Origin of the sequence: Bradyrhizobium sp. CCGB12 (genome assembly GCF_024199845.1) — a bacterium.
Lineage (GTDB): Bacteria > Pseudomonadota > Alphaproteobacteria > Rhizobiales > Xanthobacteraceae > Bradyrhizobium.
Genome location: NZ_JANADO010000001.1, coordinates 5,906,491 through 5,923,526, shown reverse-complemented (window position 1 = coordinate 5,923,526; position 17,036 = coordinate 5,906,491). Strand labels below are relative to the sequence as shown.

At 56.3% G+C, this 17,036-nt stretch carries 14 protein-coding genes; 4 read left to right on the top strand and 10 right to left on the bottom strand.

Going from position 1 to position 17,036, the window contains the following annotated elements; genetic code table 11:
* Positions 1 to 329: 329 nt before the first annotated feature.
* The 6 genes from NLM27_RS27060 to NLM27_RS27035 form a co-directional block, all read right to left on the bottom strand.
* Positions 330 to 572, bottom strand: a complete 243-nt coding sequence (locus NLM27_RS27060) for a hypothetical protein (RefSeq protein WP_254146194.1) — start codon at positions 570 to 572, stop codon at positions 330 to 332.
* A complete protein-coding gene (locus tag NLM27_RS27055; RefSeq protein WP_254146193.1) occupies positions 569 to 1,123 on the bottom strand; it encodes a peroxiredoxin in 555 nt (184 codons plus the stop codon). The genes NLM27_RS27060 and NLM27_RS27055 overlap by 4 nt, the downstream gene beginning before the upstream one ends.
* A 587-nt stretch (positions 1,124 to 1,710) precedes the next feature.
* The gene (locus tag NLM27_RS27050; RefSeq protein WP_254146192.1) at positions 1,711 to 2,244 is read right to left on the bottom strand and encodes a hypothetical protein; all 534 of its coding nucleotides are present in this window, start codon (positions 2,242 to 2,244) and stop codon (positions 1,711 to 1,713) included.
* A 1,435-nt stretch (positions 2,245 to 3,679) separates the two neighbouring features.
* Entirely contained in the window at positions 3,680 to 3,898 is a 219-nt protein-coding gene (locus NLM27_RS27045; RefSeq protein WP_254146191.1) for a hypothetical protein, read from the bottom strand.
* A 2,413-nt stretch (positions 3,899 to 6,311) separates the two neighbouring features.
* On the bottom strand, positions 6,312 to 7,025 hold the full coding sequence (locus tag NLM27_RS27040; protein ID WP_254148937.1) for a hypothetical protein: 714 nt from the start codon (positions 7,023 to 7,025) through the stop codon (positions 6,312 to 6,314).
* Between the two features lie 58 nt (positions 7,026 to 7,083).
* Positions 7,084 to 7,833: a hypothetical protein gene (locus tag NLM27_RS27035; RefSeq protein ID WP_254146190.1), complete on the bottom strand. Its 750-nt coding sequence runs from the start codon at positions 7,831 to 7,833 to the stop codon at positions 7,084 to 7,086.
* Positions 7,834 to 8,406: 573 nt separating this feature from the next.
* Between NLM27_RS27035 and NLM27_RS27030 the strand changes: the two genes are divergently transcribed.
* The 3 genes from NLM27_RS27030 (at position 8,407) to NLM27_RS27020 (ending at position 9,292) form a co-directional block, all read left to right on the top strand.
* A complete protein-coding gene (locus NLM27_RS27030; RefSeq protein WP_254146189.1) occupies positions 8,407 to 8,580 on the top strand; it encodes a hypothetical protein in 174 nt (57 codons plus the stop codon).
* A 96-nt stretch (positions 8,581 to 8,676) separates the two neighbouring features.
* Positions 8,677 to 8,892 (top strand): hypothetical protein, encoded by a 216-nt coding sequence (locus NLM27_RS27025; RefSeq protein WP_254146188.1) that lies wholly within the window; start codon positions 8,677 to 8,679, stop codon positions 8,890 to 8,892.
* A 106-nt stretch (positions 8,893 to 8,998) separates the two neighbouring features.
* On the top strand, positions 8,999 to 9,292 hold the full coding sequence (locus tag NLM27_RS27020; protein WP_254146187.1) for a hypothetical protein: 294 nt from the start codon (positions 8,999 to 9,001) through the stop codon (positions 9,290 to 9,292).
* A 1,836-nt stretch (positions 9,293 to 11,128) separates the two neighbouring features.
* Here NLM27_RS27020 and NLM27_RS27015 read toward each other — a convergent pair.
* The gene (locus NLM27_RS27015) at positions 11,129 to 11,818 is read right to left on the bottom strand and encodes a response regulator transcription factor (RefSeq protein ID WP_254146186.1); all 690 of its coding nucleotides are present in this window, start codon (positions 11,816 to 11,818) and stop codon (positions 11,129 to 11,131) included.
* A 1,018-nt stretch (positions 11,819 to 12,836) separates the two neighbouring features.
* Here NLM27_RS27015 and NLM27_RS27010 point away from each other — a divergent pair.
* Positions 12,837 to 13,070: a hypothetical protein gene (locus tag NLM27_RS27010; protein ID WP_254146185.1), complete on the top strand. Its 234-nt coding sequence runs from the start codon at positions 12,837 to 12,839 to the stop codon at positions 13,068 to 13,070.
* A 194-nt stretch (positions 13,071 to 13,264) separates the two neighbouring features.
* Here NLM27_RS27010 and NLM27_RS27005 read toward each other — a convergent pair whose 3' ends face one another.
* The 3 genes from NLM27_RS27005 to NLM27_RS26995 all read right to left on the bottom strand — a co-directional run bounded on the left by NLM27_RS27005 (position 13,265) and on the right by NLM27_RS26995 (position 16,497).
* Complete coding sequence (locus NLM27_RS27005; RefSeq protein WP_254146184.1) at positions 13,265 to 14,182, bottom strand: DMT family transporter; 918 nt, start codon at positions 14,180 to 14,182, stop codon at positions 13,265 to 13,267.
* Positions 14,183 to 14,475: 293 nt separating this feature from the next.
* Entirely contained in the window at positions 14,476 to 15,702 is a 1,227-nt protein-coding gene (locus NLM27_RS27000; protein WP_256570028.1) for an ABC transporter substrate-binding protein, read from the bottom strand.
* 525 nt (positions 15,703 to 16,227) lie between these two features.
* Positions 16,228 to 16,497: a hypothetical protein gene (locus NLM27_RS26995; protein ID WP_254146182.1), complete on the bottom strand. Its 270-nt coding sequence runs from the start codon at positions 16,495 to 16,497 to the stop codon at positions 16,228 to 16,230.
* Positions 16,498 to 17,036 lie beyond the last annotated feature (539 nt).

Sequence of the window (17,036 nt, the reverse complement as noted above, 5' to 3'; positions counted from 1 at the left end):
AGTGGAACTCGGGCGCGGGTAATCACACCATCATTTCGGCCCATTGAAATAGCCGGCTCGGATCACGCGGGCGAGCGGCGTAACGTCCTGCTTTGGGCGCCAGGCGAGCAGCTACACGACGAGCCCAAACGACTGGCCTAGATCACATCGGTCTCTCGCCTCCTGCAGCGAGAATTCATGTAAGCGATGAAGCGTTTTATGATCGAAAGCGCAAGCGACGACGGGTCGAAATCAATCGTTCACATTGGTCTGCTGATCGCTTCGTACGAAGCCGTTCCAGCATCGTGTTGTATTGTAGACGAGGGGAACAAAGCAGATGTTCATCGCCGCTATTGTCGCAGCCCCCGGATCTTGTCGCCGAGAGTGGTGCTGTCGTCGTCACGAAGGTCGCAGCCGAATCCATCGTGAGACGGCGGCGCATCGCGCGCAATCGCGTTCGCCAGACATAGCCCATATTTGCTTTGTGGAAGCAGCATATCATCGGCCACCATCTCGGCTAATTCGAGGCTGATGTCATTGGAGAAATCAGGGCCTGCTCTCTTTGGCTGTTCAGAGGATAAAAGGCGGTTCATCCAATCGTAAGCGTTTCGCCGCCGATTTCGCGATTGCAAGGACAGAGTTCGTTGGTTTGGAGCGCGTCGAGGACGCGCAGCGTGTCCTTTGGGTTGCGGCCGACGTTGAGATTTGTCGCATAAACGTGCTGAACGGTGTTGTCGGGGTCAGCGATAAAGCTGTAGCGGTAGGCAACGCCTTCGGGCGAACGTGCGCCAAGGCCGTCGATCAACGCGCCCTTGGTGTCAGCAAACTGCCAAATTGGCAGATTGTTGAGGCTCGCGTGAGCACGGCGCCAGGCAAGTTTGCAGAACTCGTTATCAGTCGAGCCGCCTAGTACAACCGCATTACGGTCACTGAAATCCTTGGATAGTCGAGCAAACTCGGCGATCTCAGTCGGGCAGACGAAGGTAAAATCTTTGGGGTAGAAAAAGATGACCTTCCATTTGCCGGGGAAGCTCTCCTCGGTCAGTGTCTCGAACGCGCTCTGTCCTTCTTCCTCCTGTGCGTGAAAGCCTGGCTTCACACCTGTAATCTCGAAAGATGGCAACTTACATCCTATTCCAAGCATGCTGTATCCTTACAAGGCCGCCCAGCGTGGGTCCCAATGTCATAGCGAAGCAAGCTATATGCCATCGATCGTAAGATCGTTGGTTGGACGCGTAGGAGACGGCGCTTGGATTCAGGCACTTCGAAGCCACGAGACAGTGTTTATATCGCTCTCCGTTCATCCCATTGTGTGCGTGTGCCACCCACGTGAGTCGATGAGCAGTCAAATGGTCGATTGGAGCGAGTTGCGACGCATGGAAGCGATTGCGTCGTCACAATGAACATTGAGCGCGCGCGTCCTGCTCGACAAAAGAAGCTCATTACGTACCTGATGAATGAGGCGGCGATGATCTGGGTTCGGTGGCATTGCGCCGCCGATCGCATCACGAGCAAATCGAATGCGTATTAGATGAAGAGCTCCTCGTGCATCACACGCCAGCGATAGCCTGTCCGCGATGACATGCCTCTCGCAGACCAGTGTCCACATCGTCGAAGTCAAACAGCGGCGGAGTTTCCCATAGGAATGCACAACGGGTTCGCAAAACTGCGAATTCTTGAAATGCTGGCGAGAGGCATACTGAACGCGATCATTGTACGGTCCCGAGTGTGCTATTCTCGCTTTTTTGCCCTGAAGCTGTACAGCTCGATCAAGTTTACAAGGAAGATCGTTACCAATGCGAGACACACCGTTCCGGCGGCAAACCAGCTTGTTGCCGTCGAGCGCGAGGTCGGAACCACGGCGACGCCACTCGGCGCGGGGAAGCCGCAGATCGGAAGGTGTAGGATGGGCGGCTCCGCACGATTAGAGGACGTCGTCATGGAATTTCGCATGCGCTCGACGATCGCACAGTTGGAGCTGAGTGGCAGATACGCTCGGCCTTGTTCGACCAACTTGATGGGCACGAGATCACCGGTAGGGAGAGGCCCCCGATGCGGTATGGCTTGCGCAACGGGGGTGTAATCCCACCGGGTGGCAACAACGCCCATCTCAGGCCCTTTGGCCCTCTGATTGACGGACTTGGCGATCTCTTTGGCGAGCAGCACGGACGGTGCTTCGAACGCCCGACTGATGGTCGCCCCTTCCAAGATTAGGAGCATAAGCACCATCAGAGTTGCACCGATCGGAATCATGGCAAGTCTCATTGGTACTCCCGGGGCGGCGCGAAAGCCCATTTCGCTTTCGCGTTTTGGCTCCCTATCTTGGCAAGTTGCATGCCGACGAGTGGTTATTGTACCGTGTCTTGCCTGATCAATGATCCGGGACAGGGGCCGCAGCTGGACGCGTCTCGTCAGGGTTTCGACGCTGCCGGGTCAACATCTACAACAGACGATACAGCTCTATTGTTGCGGTGGGCTGTCGCGTTGAACCGTCGAACATGAGGATGTCTAGTATCTCTCGGTCGAGACGCTGACGTTGGGCGAAGGTGCCGCTACAGTTTCTCGACGCGATCTCATTCTGCCGGCGTCCAAATGGCCATATCCAACAATGCGGCTTGATCGAGAAGGAGAGCCGCGTGGAACTGCAGGGGACGGAATTCTCTTGCCCAACGCTCACAGGGCTTGAATCGTACGTGGCGTCAGGTTGTACGAGTCTGTAGGCGAGTGACGCTCCAAAATATTACGAAGGAAGCAATGGGTTCGCGAACGTCTCACGCTTTCGGCAAATGCCTTACCGTCTGAAAGGGCGCATCGGCGAGGGCCGATCGTTCACAAAAGACCGAAGATGTGCCGAGCACGTCATGAAAACCAAGAGGATATCGTGATTCGGATGCGGCGCACTAGTTGGGCACTCAGCGCACGTCAGTATGCGGCTCTAATTGTGCTCGCGACCACAACGGCGACTTGCACTGAGTACGCCCGCGCGGGAGATTGGGGTGCAGCACAGATGATGACGTCGTGCAGACTAGACGTGTTTCGCTTCTGTAGTCGATTTGAAGCAAGGGGAGAAGAAGACGTCGTTGCGTTTTGCCTCAGCGACAATCATAGACGATTGGGAGACGAATGTCGCCGCGTGATGCAGGGTGCGTCCCATGGAAAGGCAGGCTCGAAACAACACAAAATCAACAAGTCGACGTCTTCCGCAGTCACGCGTGGGGCCGGGGCATCCAAGGTGCATACTCGGCATGGCGAGACGTTAGCTATGAAGAGGGGACAAAGCCATCGTCGTGCCGACTAGACGAAAATGTCGCGCGAAGGATGAGGCCTCACGTCTCAAGATCCACATTGTATCGATTATCGCAAAGTGCGCGAGGGCAGTATTTTCTGAAGCGTCGATCCTGGAGTACCAATTTGGGCGCTGCTACAGTTATGCTCTCCTTGTGAACGGTGCAGCCAATTCGCCGTGGGTAAGCCAGCAGTGAAGCTGCCGGAAAGGGCGACAATGCACCCAAGCTGGGCGTTTTGAGTCGAATTGGCTGCCGGTGCTATTGCTTTTTTAGGACCAACAGCAGCCAGATCGTCGGTGGCCTTTATGAACGCCTAGGCGCCGACGTTGCTCACCTCGGCTAAGTTCACTCGGGCAACAGCCATCCGCTATACCGTATAAGACATTCTTCGAATGAACCGGAGAGAGGAGGCGCTAGCCGAAGAAAATCTCGGCTAGTTCATCGCCATTGCGTTGGGGATTGTTATCGAAAGCTGTGAGGCAGATGAAGTAGCGATGCCTTGCTCGCTGGGCTGCAGCGTCCTTGGCCCGGTGAGCTTGAGTTCGCGAAGTATCAATCGAATCTTGGAGAGCGCCCACTCCGGCGAGAAAGCGAACGAGGAAATAATGGGGTAGCATGAGACGTTGCGACATCTGTCTCTCGCCTACAGCACAACGATGACGGAAGGCATCCGCGCGCGGTGGGAGAGAGGCGCTCCCTCTGCAAGCTCAAGCGACGCGATTGGGAAGGGCGATTTGTCGATTGCTAGCGTAAGCTAGCGATATGTACGGCGATTGGATCGAACTATCAACCGTTTGCTTGCCGCTTTGTCAGTGACCAAACATCTCGAGCCACATGATTCCTTAGCCCGCCGGTGTCCGCTCTATACCGAACTGTTCAAGAGACAGGACAGCCGCGGTACTCGTCTCATTCCCTAGGTGACCGCTAAAGGTCCTTGTGATTGGGGCGGCTCGCTTGCGTGGTCAGGACTAGGATGCGCTTCCACCGCGGCTAAAGGTCCCAATGCCGCATCAAGCCGAAACCTCAAAGGGAACGTGGTCGCTAAGAGACGCTCAAATGCAGAATGCTGTTCGACCAGACGCTTCTCAATGACCTTTCGATCCGCGTCAGACAGTTCTGTTTGGAGCAGCTTACGGCAACGCCAGATGTCGTTCCGGACTGATCTAATCTCACTCAATCTATCATCAATGGAAGTCATTCCACATGCCGGCTGCAAGCTGCGCTTGATCTCAGTTCGCGTTGCGTTTGAGAGACTTGCAATATCGCTGCCAATTGGGTCGAGGGACATCGCCGATGGTCCAGTCCGGGAGAGCTTTCAATAACCAATAAGCGCGTTATCGCTCCATGTGCGATAGGAGTTTCGTCGGACCAGCGAGTTTACCTGCGTTCTTGGGCTCTGAGGCGCGGAATTCCTGCATCTTCCGGCGTTCGCTTGGGTGCTAGGCGTTTTGTAAATCTGGCGCGCAGGAAATCATCCGAACCGGCCTTCAAGGCCTGTTCTGTTCCGAACCTTTGGCTGTGACCAGTCCGCTCAGGATCCGCAATCAATCCGTCAAGCCCGACGGGGAACTCCTGCGCGCAGCGTCATCAGATCGTAGACATAGAAGATTGTCGATCTCGCTCTCAACATCATTCCACACGACAAGGTCGGATGTCGGCAGGCGACATCTTGTAAGTGCGTTCCTTACCATCCTGTTCGGCTTACGTTGTTGGCTCTGGGCCAGAGGGTGACTGCGTGCGCTATCGCGTCCCGTGATTCGCATGGGGATTCATAGTGTAGGTGGCAGCTCCACCGGCGCGACCGGCCATCACCCCGCACCATTGGCCAGATCGGCGTTCGGCAAGTGATCGGACTATAATCCTGGTTTTGCAACGGACGAACGTGGTCCGGTGTGATCGCTGGCTGGATCGCGAAGAAAAGAACTGAGCAGTCCTTGCAGTAGCGGTGCAAACAAGTGGCGCTTTCGCGCAATGTTGTCACGCACGGATCCGGCCGTTGCCGCAGCGATGTTGGCCGCCTCCGCCACATCTTAGAACGCACCTGAATGTGTCTATGCTACAAACTTGGTCATCTTCACCAATCATGGGATCGTGGAAGATCTTGAAAAATGAGCGAAGAGGCTTGAATCGCACCTTGCGTAAGGTTGTATGAATCAGCGGTTCGAATGTCGAACTGAGACATCGCCGGCCTCATGGTGCCGGCATAGCGCGTTAACCCGCAGAAGATATAACGATGGTGGAAGAATTTGGTATCATTTCCCTGGTCGCTCTTGCTGGCTTTGGAGCAGGTTACGCCTTGCATGCCTGGCGTACTCGCAAGGCGCGTAAGAGCGCTCGATTGTACAGCGCATTCTCTCGCTCGTCTCTCACTGAACGTCCACAACAAGCTCCCGGACGACGTGCGTTTTGATTTGAACGGCTTGAGAACACATTTTTCGACCGGTATGGGCTCAGACTTCGCATTGCCTCACCCAGAATATTCTGGACAGCTTCTCGCAGATGACTGGGGCGGCTTCATCAAATCGGGTGGGTGTCGTCAATGGCGGGAAGGGCAGCATGGGCGTCGAGCGCGAAGTGGTGTCCTCGGCTCGGACTCATCGAGCAGCGTTCTGCTGAGGCGCTCAGATGCAAGGCTGCCGAACAGCTGGGTACCCGGGTCCGCTCAGTGACGCCACGACCGCCGCCCCATTGCCCGAGTCTGTGGACGCCCGGGCTATGTGGGGCCGACCCGCCCACGGCCCTCCCATCGAACAAGCTAGAGAACAATTAGCGCGGCCGATCAATCGACATCGGATGGTCATCAGCAATGGCGCCATCAGAGCCCGCAGATGAGGCAACACGCGGTCTGAGTTTCCGTCAGCCCAGGCTAGTCTCACGCGTGTTGCTGCCCCGCACCAATCCTTCAACGATCGTAGACGTTAGATTCGAAGGCGGCGCGACTGTGGTTATACGTTGCGCGTTGGGGCATGAGAGCAGAGCATCGCCGCAAGCCAGTTCACATCAACCACTTTCGTCGTCCGCGATTGGGCCGTGTCAGGAGACAAACTAGCGCTCGTGCCACCTCGGCCGTCCACATGGTGCGGTAGGTTTGTAGCTCTGTCGTCCCATCACGCGTAGTTCCAAATCACGAATCATTGTGTAGTTCCGTCTGATCCACTGATGGAGCTCCGTCGACCAATCCTTTTCGTCGCGCAGATACCCGGTGAAGGAAAAACTCAGTCGATCTACGTAGAACTTTAGAAATGCCGGAAGAGCGGGAATTCGGATCACATGCTCGCCGACCATGGCCTCGGGTAATCCGCCGCGCAGAGCGAACTCGTTATGGATGATAACCAGCGCTCCTGGCGGAATTTGTCGCTGCAGCATCTCATAACTGCGCCATGAGCTGCGGTCACTCCCTGCAACGAATAAGATTATCGGTGTAACATAACGACGTACCGTTTCTTTCATGAAGCCGATCTCTTCGCACATCTTGAAAAATTCGTCGAAAGCATGGAAGCCGAGGTCAATCACCTTGGCTACGCGATCGTGGAAGATAAGTGGATCCATCAACTGCATCTTGCCGTAAGTGTCTATGACATCTGCGGTCTCTGTAATGTGGGGTAGGTAGTCGAGCAAAGACGGCTCCTTCAGACTGACATCGAAGGAAGCCGCCGTGCCGTTCTTCAGCAGCAAGAATTCGCACACTAGCCGCGCGATGAGGGTTTTACCGACCTGTGGGCAAGGGGAGCAGATGATGTAGATGGGCGTTGCTAACATCGTCAGCATTCAATCGAGAGTTTCAAGCTGTTGCTCCCCTTTTCTTGCCGGGCAAGCGCTATTGTTCTCCGCTACGGGTCACCGACTTCGCACCTGCCAATTCGGTTAAGTTGATGCGGTCGTATTCGCTCCAGACGTTAGCAAGCCAGTGTCGAACATAGCCTCGTAGCACGAAGGAGTAGTTTGCCGCCTCATCGTGCCGGCCCTTATTTGCGACAAAATCCACGAACGGCACTGAAGCGACTTCGACCTGCTCATAAGCCATTGCGTTTAGCTTCGGTATAGTCAGCTCCGTTGCATATTTGATGCGGTGGAAATAGGAATTGTAGGTCGATTGGTCCCATTGAAAGAACTGAGTGTCGTTTATGAAGTTCTTGACCAGAAAATATTTCGTGCCGGCCATGAAAGTGGCGGTCTCGGCGATTTCATCCAGCGAAGCAATGGAGGGCCCCAAGATATGAAATACGGCGAAGGTGATCTGGCCGGACCGTGCGGCATCCAAGAAGCCGATGTCGCGCAAGGAGGCAAGCGCTGATGACAGCAGGCCTGCACGGGCGTCAATGATTGTGACCGAGAGCCCCGAGTTCAAGGTGTCAAAGATTTTCATCTGGTGCGCGGTCGTCGTCATATCGACGATTTCTGTGATTTCGGGATAAAAGCGCTTCAACGTTCCGCGCGGCGATTCCGTGTCGAACGCGCGTGTCTGAACGGTGTTGGTGCTGAAGTAGTCGAGAAGCGTGCGGGAGACGGTCGTCTTTCCTACTCCCCCCTTGTCTGCGCCGACCACAATCACAACTGGCTTCACCATGGCATTCCTCTAAGACACTCGCTTTCGCCGACGCGACATGCGTCAACGGCGAGCGCCTGCTTTTATTGCGAACATGGCAGAACGAGGGACAACCGAATTGTAAGATGACGCCGAGGTGAATGGTGGACAGCTTTGTTTGAGAATGCAACGCGCTGATGATGAAGATGGCAAGAAGTGCCTGGTCGAAGCATTTCGTGCGAAAGGCGCTGCAGAATAGGAAAGCGTGTAAAGGGTCAGTCCGATGACTTTTATGTAGCGTTGGATTTCGTTCGGTATTCAAGCAGCTAGAATCTCACGTAGCGTCAGGTTCTTGGCGCGGATAGGCGATGATCCAACCGTTCCGCAAACTCAACAGTTCTCAAGTCTTCCGCACCGACTCTCTCACGAGTGAGTATCAGACCTCCTTCGCCCGCCCAGTTGCGATTGCCAATCTAAGCCGGCGCCGCTTCAACCCCTTTAAGTCTACCTCCAACCTTCATTCGCAAGCGACAAAGCGCCGCTGTGACAAGCCGAACACAAACGATGGTCAGCTCTCTCCATATTGAATCCCATTGGTCATAGAACGGGCGTGCCATGCACTTTTATCGTGAGCAACCGGCAGATCGCGTCACGGTCGTCATTAGCCAAACGATGGTCGCCGCTATCTGCTTCGAACTGCCTTTATCGCCGTCACTGATCATCCCGGACGAGGTAGACAATGGCGAATCGGAAACCGGCCGTTCCGTGCGTTACTCATCCATGCTGTAGATGCATTCCATCAAAAGCATGCATTTTACAGCTCGCGGGGTCGCCATATAGAACACCTTGAGGGCGGCTGGGGCCAATCTAAAGGGAGCGGGTCTCATGAAGAAATTGGTTTTTGTAACTGCGAGCGCCGTGGCGCTTGCCGCGGCGGTGCCGACTTTCGTGGCTGAGGTTGCCGCGCAACCGGTCGACGCCAAGGTGCAGGTAGCCGACACGGTATACCCTGAATGCGAGGAAGACCCGTTGAACGGTATCTGCGATATCTTCTTTTGTTTGGTCGATCCGAGTTGTACGCAGCCTGGACTTGAAGACTGATCAACGAGAGGCTTTGATCAGGGCTCGCCGCCAGCGCGTGCGAGACAGAATTGACCGGCTTTGCCCATAGAGGATTTCTGCTTCATCGAAGCCATCAGGATCATCGATGGAACAGAAATCCGGACCGGGCAAAGCGCCGGCAGAACAAGTACCGAACGACATTCGGCCCAAACACGCCGGAAGAGAAGATGCTATCGCCCTGGAAGGACTGCAGGGCGAGGAGATTATCTTTAGAGCTAAGGCGGCGCGAGATATTGCCGCCTCAATGTACTATTGGGTCCAAAAGAGTTCCTCGAGAACGATAGACATCGCCGTCGTCTCACGACGCAGTCCGCGCCAGAAGTTGCCGCACACTCCGTATCGCGCGGCGCCACCTTTCTATCGCTCGTATGACGGTTAGCGGGAGGGCGGCAGTGACACGCTGACCGATCATCGATCTCGACCGGAGCTGGTCTCGGCGAAGTCGAGGACTGGCTGTCAGACGTCGCCTATGGAATGGAGCCCGAGGACGATCTCACCTTGATCTTCGGCTTCGGTGACCATGGCATCAAGGCGATCACAGACTACGGTAGCGGGAACCTGGTGCAGCTCATCAGGATACACAATGAAAACCTGAACTCCTCAAGTGGTGAGATCGGTGCGTCTACGGTCCGCGGCTTAGCTCGCATGGATACCACGAATCGCAATATCGCGCATTCTTGTGGCTTGCCATCAGCAACGTGAACGCGGATTGCATCGCACAAAAGGCTAAACTGGGATAGAAGTTCCTGCCCAGCAGCCGAGTGTAAACACACACCATCTGAGCGCGACAAAAGCTCGAGCTGTGCTGCAATCGGCCGGAAACGCGCGAAAAGAGAACGATGCAGAATCGCAATAGGCAAGTCATTCGCTTGCGGCGCGGAACGTGAGACGCAGACGCGTGACCATTGCCGAATGCGCTGTCATGCGCTCTTACCGTGATGCAATAGCCATGCAGCGACGGAACCAAGCCCACTAACAAGGAGTGGTTGTGAGAAGAAGCCCGATCTTCTCGATCAAAGTGCTCGAGACGCGTTGCGCGGCTGCCCTCCGAGACTACCGCCCTTTTCGCATCCGTAACAGTCGTGACAGGAGTCCTGCACGGTCAGAACGGCGAGACGACTTAGGATCGATGGATTCCTTTCACCGCGCGCGGCCAGAATCAACATCTTCTCGGCAAGGCAAGCCTTCAAGGAAGACGAGCGTTTCACTTCGGGTACCATCCGGACGGCATCCTCCAAAGCGCCTCTCAGCACCGCATAGAGTTCGGTTTGAGGCGGGGAGCGTGTCATGCGTAATCCTAGGTAGTCCAATCTGACTGCTAAACCGAGCGCGTCTTCATCTTCCCGCAGTTTCATCAAAACCTCCGATAACAAACCGTACTGATACAATGACTATGCCTAGTTCAGTATGACAGCGAAGCGTCGACGCGCCTGAATTTTGTGGCTATCGTCACCATGTATGATCTTGACACGAATGCCGACTGGAAGATCGTGCAGTTTGGACATTGCCAATTATTCTGCCGTGGTGAACGCCGCTGCAATCGCGCGCGTGCTCCGCCTTTGCGTGCTCCAACTGAACGTGTCTTTGTCAGACTGTTGAAGAGGAATGCGGATTGAGCGAGGCTACAGCCGGCTCGATTTCAGACCCTGCCGGAAGAACGCCACCACATGGGATCTGGTCGAAGTCCCGCAGACTTCTCCCAAAATGGGTGTAGTCCGTCACGCGGGGAGAGATGGACTATGAAGCCCTTCGATTCACAGACGAGAACATCATCGGGGATTTGAGAGTAGGAAGTGAAGCACAACGGCTGATCTCTGTCACGGGCAAAAGACCTCCAGCGCCACATCCTAAAAGAGGGAACGAGGTACGGTGGCCTGGAAGTGTCCAAGACCAAGCCGCTTTGGGCGGTGGAGCACGAGAACACCGAGCTGAAAACGCTGCTGGCCAAGGCGAGGCTCGACAGCTATGTTCGAGGGCGTTGCGCCGAAACAACGGTGACGCCTACCACGATGCGAAAGACCGTCGCATCTGCGAACCACTTTCGAGGTGAACGGGCGGCGGGCGTGCGAAGCGTTTGGCCCAAATCGCACATCGGTGCGCTAACACGAAGATCGTTTTGTTCGACGGCGCCTGATATGGATCGTATGATCGACGACAAAGATGCGAGCAGCGGGCGCGAGCCGATGAATTGTCCTACCGAGTCAAGAGGAAACGGCTACGCGACCGAGGCCTGGCCTTCCAATTCAAGGGCGTAGCCGATACCGCGAGCGGTCTTAATCCGTAAAGTCGCGCCGGCCTCGATCAAATGACTGCGTAAACGATAGATTCCGGCCTCGAGCGCATTGGTCGAGACCTCCTTGTTGAATGTATAGAGGCCATCTTCCAATGCTGCGCGCGCCACGGTGCGGCCTGCGCGGCTGAGCAGATGTTCGAGAATGCAAATTTCGCGGCGCGCAATGTTTAGGGGCCGGCCGTTAACCCAGGCTTGCCGACCGATGGTATCAAATCTCAGATTGCCAAGAGTAACGACTGGGGCCGGCATTTGCGTCGATCGGCGCAGAGTAGCGCGCATTCGAGCGATGAGTTCGTCAGTAGACACGGGTTTTGGAAGAAAGTCGTCAGCGCCGCCATTGAAGACCGCGATCCGCCTGACGAGCTCATTGAATCTACTCATTGTCACGGCAGGCATCAGATGTCCGTAGCGTCTCAACTTTTTCAGCCAGTCCAAGCCGTCTCCATCCGGTAGATCCAACTCAAGCAGGAGGATGTCATAGCTGGCGCATTCAAAAGCGGCGGCCGCCTCATCCAGGTTGCATGCGAAGTCAACGGCGAAACCGCAATCCGAGAGTGCTTCGTGTATAACGCGTGCTGGATCCGTCTCATGATCAACCAGTAGCGTTCGCATTCACCACCTCTTATCAAGTCGTGTAAAACGCTCAGCGCGTCTCGTTCGAGCATGACGCCGAGCGAAAGTGAACAGTCCGACCGGCGCGTAAGTATTGGCAGCCGGAATAAACGAAGAAGAGCTGTACTGGCTAATCGCATAATGCGATCTAATCCAGTGTCAGCTCGCCCCGCTTTTTGACGACCTCATGTGGTTCGCATGCATCTTGGTGGCGTCCAATCTGGACCTCCCACAGTGGCCATAGCCCGCAATCAATAAAATGCATCGACGGGATTATAGCCCCTCGCTCATCGCCGCGACAATGTGGGGTAGTTGTCAGCGACATCGTGAGTTCAATGCGATTGGGAGAACACATGAATTGCCGAAATCAAACGTTTGAATCATAAACATTCACATGACGAACGGTGACAATGCAAGTTCGTGGTTTTGGGCTTATATCTCTCATTGCGATCGATGCTCCGATTTTACGAGCGCTGCCGCTCGGCCGTTTGATGGGTTGACGTGATACGCGAGGTGCATCGCGGTCCGCCGGTTTGCCGAGCCTCGCACGGCGGGCACAAGCTCGGCGCAGCTATCGAGGAGCGTGACGGAGCGGAGCGGCGCGAGCTTTGGGATGAAACTGTCGGTCATGAAGGTTTGACGCGATCGGAGACTGCCGGTGGGAGAGCGCACAAAACGTGTCTCGAACCGTACAATCTGACGCTACGTGCGGTTCAAGTCCTTCGAGCCCTCATGATTTAGAATAGATCAAACTAGCTGGTCTCGAAGTGCCGTGATAGCTCGCGAGTAAGCGGGCTGTTAGAGTAGTGGTGTTCAATGGATGCGGCGCTTCGAGGCGTGTCGAACAATTGTGACGAATATTTCGCGCTAAACCCCGCCATCTCCGCTGCCGTCATCTATCTTTTGCTTGCAACCGCGCTCTCGCGGGCTTCGGCCATCGTCCAAGCCGCGATCATCTTATGCTGGGGCGGAGGATATCTGGCAATATTGCCGCGGTGATCAACCGGGACGTCCCCTCGTGACGACACTCAACGATGCCAGGGATCGGCCGGCCATGCCGGTAACCGCATCTAAGAGCCGCTTTGTTACTGCTGCAACATCAAGCAACGACGTCGGCGGCTTTGGTGAAGCACAAAGGGCGCGACGGCCGGGCCGACCTCAGAACCACGAAGGGCACCTTGTTGTTCCCCATCAGATCGGAGATGAAGCGAACGTCGCGGCTCAGGCGGTCGAGCTTAGTGACAAAACGTGAAGACCTGCGCTTCCGATGCGCCGGCCGGCGGCCTTGAGCTGAGGTCTGCGGTCGAGGGCATCTGAGCCTTTGCCAGTCTCTACCTCCACAAATTCGCGGACCACTTCGTATTCCTCAATCGCCGCGAAGTGGGAGAAGGGGAGCCGCTGAGCCGCAGTGCCCAAACCTGAGCGACCCTGGCCGCAGGTGCTAACCTAGGTTCTAGAGGAGTGGGGTGACACTTCCGAGCGATGCAGTTGGGAACGCAAGGCCACGGGTGTTCCAAGCGCCGATACAAGAACCGTGGCGGCCCCGAGCCACTGCGTTGCGGTTAAGGTCTCCTGAAGGAAGATGGATGCGAAAATGGATGTAAACACGGGAACGAGTGGCAGCATCATTGCGGCGGCAGTCGTGCTCATTCGCTGCAGCGTGATTCCGTAGAGGAGAAAGGGGATCGAAAGGAGCAGCAATCCGGATCCGACCACCAGAACAATGTCGCCAATGAGCAAAGAGAGCGTCGGCAATCGACGAGCGCCAATCCACGCAAAGACGATCACTGAAAACGCGACGAGCTGGCTTGCCGTCGTAAGGCGCAATGCGTTCACGCTTTGCGACACCACACGGACCGCTATGCTGTAGAGTGAGGCGAATAGCACGCCAGCGAGGACGAGAGCAACACCCAGTCCCCGCGTTGCGGAAGCACCAAATTCGGAGGTCCAGCTTAACAAGCCGACCCCGGCAAAGGCCAACAAACAGAGGAAGATGATGGCACGGTTGGGTATCTCGCCAAGGATCAACCACGCAAGTAGTATGACCATCGGCGGTTCGACTGCGAACAACATTGCTTCTAACGACGCTGGCAGCATCGATAGCCCGAAGATCGACAGACCCGACGCCAGCGCCGGCTGCAGGATGCCGGGGAGGCCAGCACGCAAATCGCCCAAGCGAGGCGGCGCGCCTGACCAGATGGATAGTAAGGTCAGGCTTGCGGCACTCACAGCCAACTGCCCTGTCAAAAGCGAGAGCGGGTCGATGCAGCAAAGCGCGGCCTTGGACAGAACGTTGCCGATGCTCCAGCTGACCGTCGCGAGTGTTCCGCAAAGAAGCGGTAGGAAAAGAGGTGGGCTTCTCATCGCTCGGTGTTCCGGTTGCGTTGCCATTTGACAACGAGCTTGTGCAAGCGGCGTTGGGCACAGAAATGGAGGGCTGTCTCTCTGCAAAGCCAATTCGCTAAGACCAGATCCGGCATGTTCAAGAGGCGTGTTGATTGCGCGTCCGATGAATGAACGAGAAAGTTCAATAAGTAAGATGGCGAACGGTCGCGATCACAACGAGATCACTCACTCGCTGGAGCGTGGCCTAACTGCGGGGTGTCCCCAGCCTCCTGCCGTCTCGCGTTGTGCAAGCGTCGCGGGTCGACGTCCGCTTATTGCGCTCTCAAGAGACCGCAGGAACTCTCCGCGGCTGACCGCCACGCGGTTTCGGCCGGAATAGTGGCCGTAATCTCATAGTAATCATAATGATAAGTCGATTCGACCGGGGCCTTGATGCGCGCTAGGTAGAGTGGCCGCATGACTTGGCCGTCGGCGCGGATTTCAACGTTCTTCATCACAAAATCATTGATCGGGGTGTTCTTCATCTGTCGCACCACCGCCTCGCCTTCATCGGATTGTATCGTGGCAATCGCTTTGAGATAGTGCGTCACGGCACTGTAGGTGCTCGCCTGCGCCTCGTTCGGAATCCTGCCATCGAATGCGGCCTTGTAGCGATTCGCAAAGGCGCGGGTCTCGTTCGTCATGTCCCAGTAAAAAGAGGTAGCAAGGCGTACATTCTGCAGTGATTGCAGGCCGATACTGTGCGTCTGATTGATCATTAAGCCTAGCGGGGTAAGCTGCTGCTTTTGCGTGAGCCCGAATTCCTGAGCTTGCTTCATGGCAATAGCAAAGTCCGCCCCCGAATTGGCTAGGGCGACGACTTTGGCACCACTCGATTGGGCGGTCAGGAGGAAGGACGAGAAATCTGAAGAATTGAGCGGGTGCAGGACGGATCCGTTCACCCTGCCGCCGCCGGACTCAATAAACTTCGTCGCGTCGGCCTGCCAGACTTTGCCAAAGGAGTAGTCTACGGTGACAAAGAACCAGGTATCCAGATTGCGAGCCAACATCGAGTTCACCATCGTCTTCGCTAGCGCATAGGTATCCATTGCCCATTGTGTGGTCATTGGAGAGCATTTCTCGTTGGTGAATACCGAGGCTGCCGTTCCGGCCAAGAAATATGGCTTCTTCCGGCTCTTCATGACCTCTTGCACGGCGAGAGCGATCGACGACGCCGAACAGCCGACGATCGCGTCCACCCCCTCATTGTCCAGCCAGCGCAAGGCAATTTCGAAGCCAACGTCTGGCTTATTTTGGTCGTCTGCCACGACGAGTTCGACCTTCTTGTCGTCGATAAAGCCGCTGAAGTCGCTGACGGCTAGCTGTGCGGCGAGAACCGAGCCTTGCCCGCAATTGTCTGAATAGGGGCCGGTCTGATCGTTCATCACGCCGATCTTAATGACGCTCCCTGAAATCTCCGCAGCGGTCGGCGCGACGCCAAAGGAGTTTGCTCCTGAGAGAATTGCTATCCCTATGACACAGGCAATTGAAGGTCTCATATTCATCTTTCTTCGTTGGCCCGGAGAGAGATTGAATGGGCAGGCCACAAACTGATCGGAGCTTGAGGGGTGCCGTTCAGTTGAACAGACAGTTTGTTCGTTCGCGAGCCCCTTTTCCTCACCTCCGTCAGAGATGCATAGGTTCGTGACGCTCTGATTTGCTAAACACGGCCGACCGATGTGCCGGCTGAAGTGAATGACTGAAGTTCGAGCCGGGCCGACCGACAGAGATGGCCTAAATCTGCATGATTTTCGTGGTCTTCCGCGGGGGGGGCGATAACGAGACAAAATCCCTGGTTCTGATTGCGACGTCCGGCAGGCGCGTTTTATTCGCAAAAGGGCCCTGCAGGCACCTACCAGTATCGGTTGGCGACAGATCCGGGTTGTTATTGGCAAAGGGATCCGGCTCATTCTCCTTCTGGATCTATGCCGATCACATGAAGATAGAGGCGCTCTAGGCGTTTGGCTTCTTCGAGCTGGAGCCGGAACAGGTGGGCATCGGACGCGTGAAAGGACCTCTCCATGTTAGTCCCGAAGGAGGTGATGGATGGTCTTAAGTCCGCCGGCCCGCATGCGCTCGACCATGAAGGCGTGGAGCTCACACCAGATCCCAGAGCGTCTCGCTTCCCGGACCGCCGTTAACCGATCGATCTCGTCGGTCAGTTTCTGAAGAACCTTGTCGAGCTGTTCGGGCTCGCGGGATTTCAGGATGACCCGCTCGGGCGTTTCCTCGCGGGCCGGGTAAAGCTCGTCACCCACATCCGTTTGTCGACTTCGTGCCAGAAGGTCTTCCACTCGCACGCCTCGCCATCGGTCAAGCCCGGGACGGGGGCAAGGCGCTCGGGCGGCCAGTCCGGGCGCGCCGCGGGCAGCGCGAAGCGCTCGCGGGTGCCGTGCTCCGCCAGGAGCTCGCGCCTGGCCTCAAGCTGGTCTCAATTCACTTCTTTCCCCAAGCGAGGCAGGGCGAATTCGAACTCCTTCGCAAGTCGCGAGTCTTCCGCTTCTCGGCGGCTTCGAGGGCATTTCAGAGCCGGGCCCGATCCGCGTCCAGGTTTAGGGGCACCGGTCGCCAGTTTGATGTCGGTGAACACCACGTCGCGCCGGGCCGCCGAAAGCGCGGTCCTTTTCTCGGCCTCGTTCGCTAGGATCCCGCCCGTACGCCGCCGCCGCCGACCGGCGCTCGCGTATGCTGATGTTCTTGACGTGCAGGTGATATATTGCCACAGGCGGCTCACTCGGCCGGTTGAACGCCCCTCTTCGGGCGCGCCGGGGTCTCCCTGGCGCGCTCGCCGGCTCTTCTCCAACGCGCGCCGCGTTGGCGAGAAAACCAAGCG

Coding starts and splice junctions, on each gene's coding strand:
- NLM27_RS27060 (WP_254146194.1), bottom strand. CDS start 572: ATGAACCGCCTTTTATCCTCTGAACAGCCAAAGAGAGCAGGCCCTGAT.
- NLM27_RS27055 (WP_254146193.1), bottom strand. CDS start 1,123: ATGCTTGGAATAGGATGTAAGTTGCCATCTTTCGAGATTACAGGTGTG.
- NLM27_RS27050 (WP_254146192.1), bottom strand. CDS start 2,244: ATGAGACTTGCCATGATTCCGATCGGTGCAACTCTGATGGTGCTTATG.
- NLM27_RS27045 (WP_254146191.1), bottom strand. CDS start 3,898: ATGTCGCAACGTCTCATGCTACCCCATTATTTCCTCGTTCGCTTTCTC.
- NLM27_RS27040 (WP_254148937.1), bottom strand. CDS start 7,025: ATGTTAGCAACGCCCATCTACATCATCTGCTCCCCTTGCCCACAGGTC.
- NLM27_RS27035 (WP_254146190.1), bottom strand. CDS start 7,833: ATGGTGAAGCCAGTTGTGATTGTGGTCGGCGCAGACAAGGGGGGAGTA.
- NLM27_RS27030 (WP_254146189.1), top strand. CDS start 8,407: ATGCACTTTTATCGTGAGCAACCGGCAGATCGCGTCACGGTCGTCATT.
- NLM27_RS27025 (WP_254146188.1), top strand. CDS start 8,677: ATGAAGAAATTGGTTTTTGTAACTGCGAGCGCCGTGGCGCTTGCCGCG.
- NLM27_RS27020 (WP_254146187.1), top strand. CDS start 8,999: ATGGAACAGAAATCCGGACCGGGCAAAGCGCCGGCAGAACAAGTACCG.
- NLM27_RS27015 (WP_254146186.1), bottom strand. CDS start 11,818: ATGCGAACGCTACTGGTTGATCATGAGACGGATCCAGCACGCGTTATA.
- NLM27_RS27005 (WP_254146184.1), bottom strand. CDS start 14,182: ATGAGAAGCCCACCTCTTTTCCTACCGCTTCTTTGCGGAACACTCGCG.
- NLM27_RS27000 (WP_256570028.1), bottom strand. CDS start 15,702: ATGAGACCTTCAATTGCCTGTGTCATAGGGATAGCAATTCTCTCAGGA.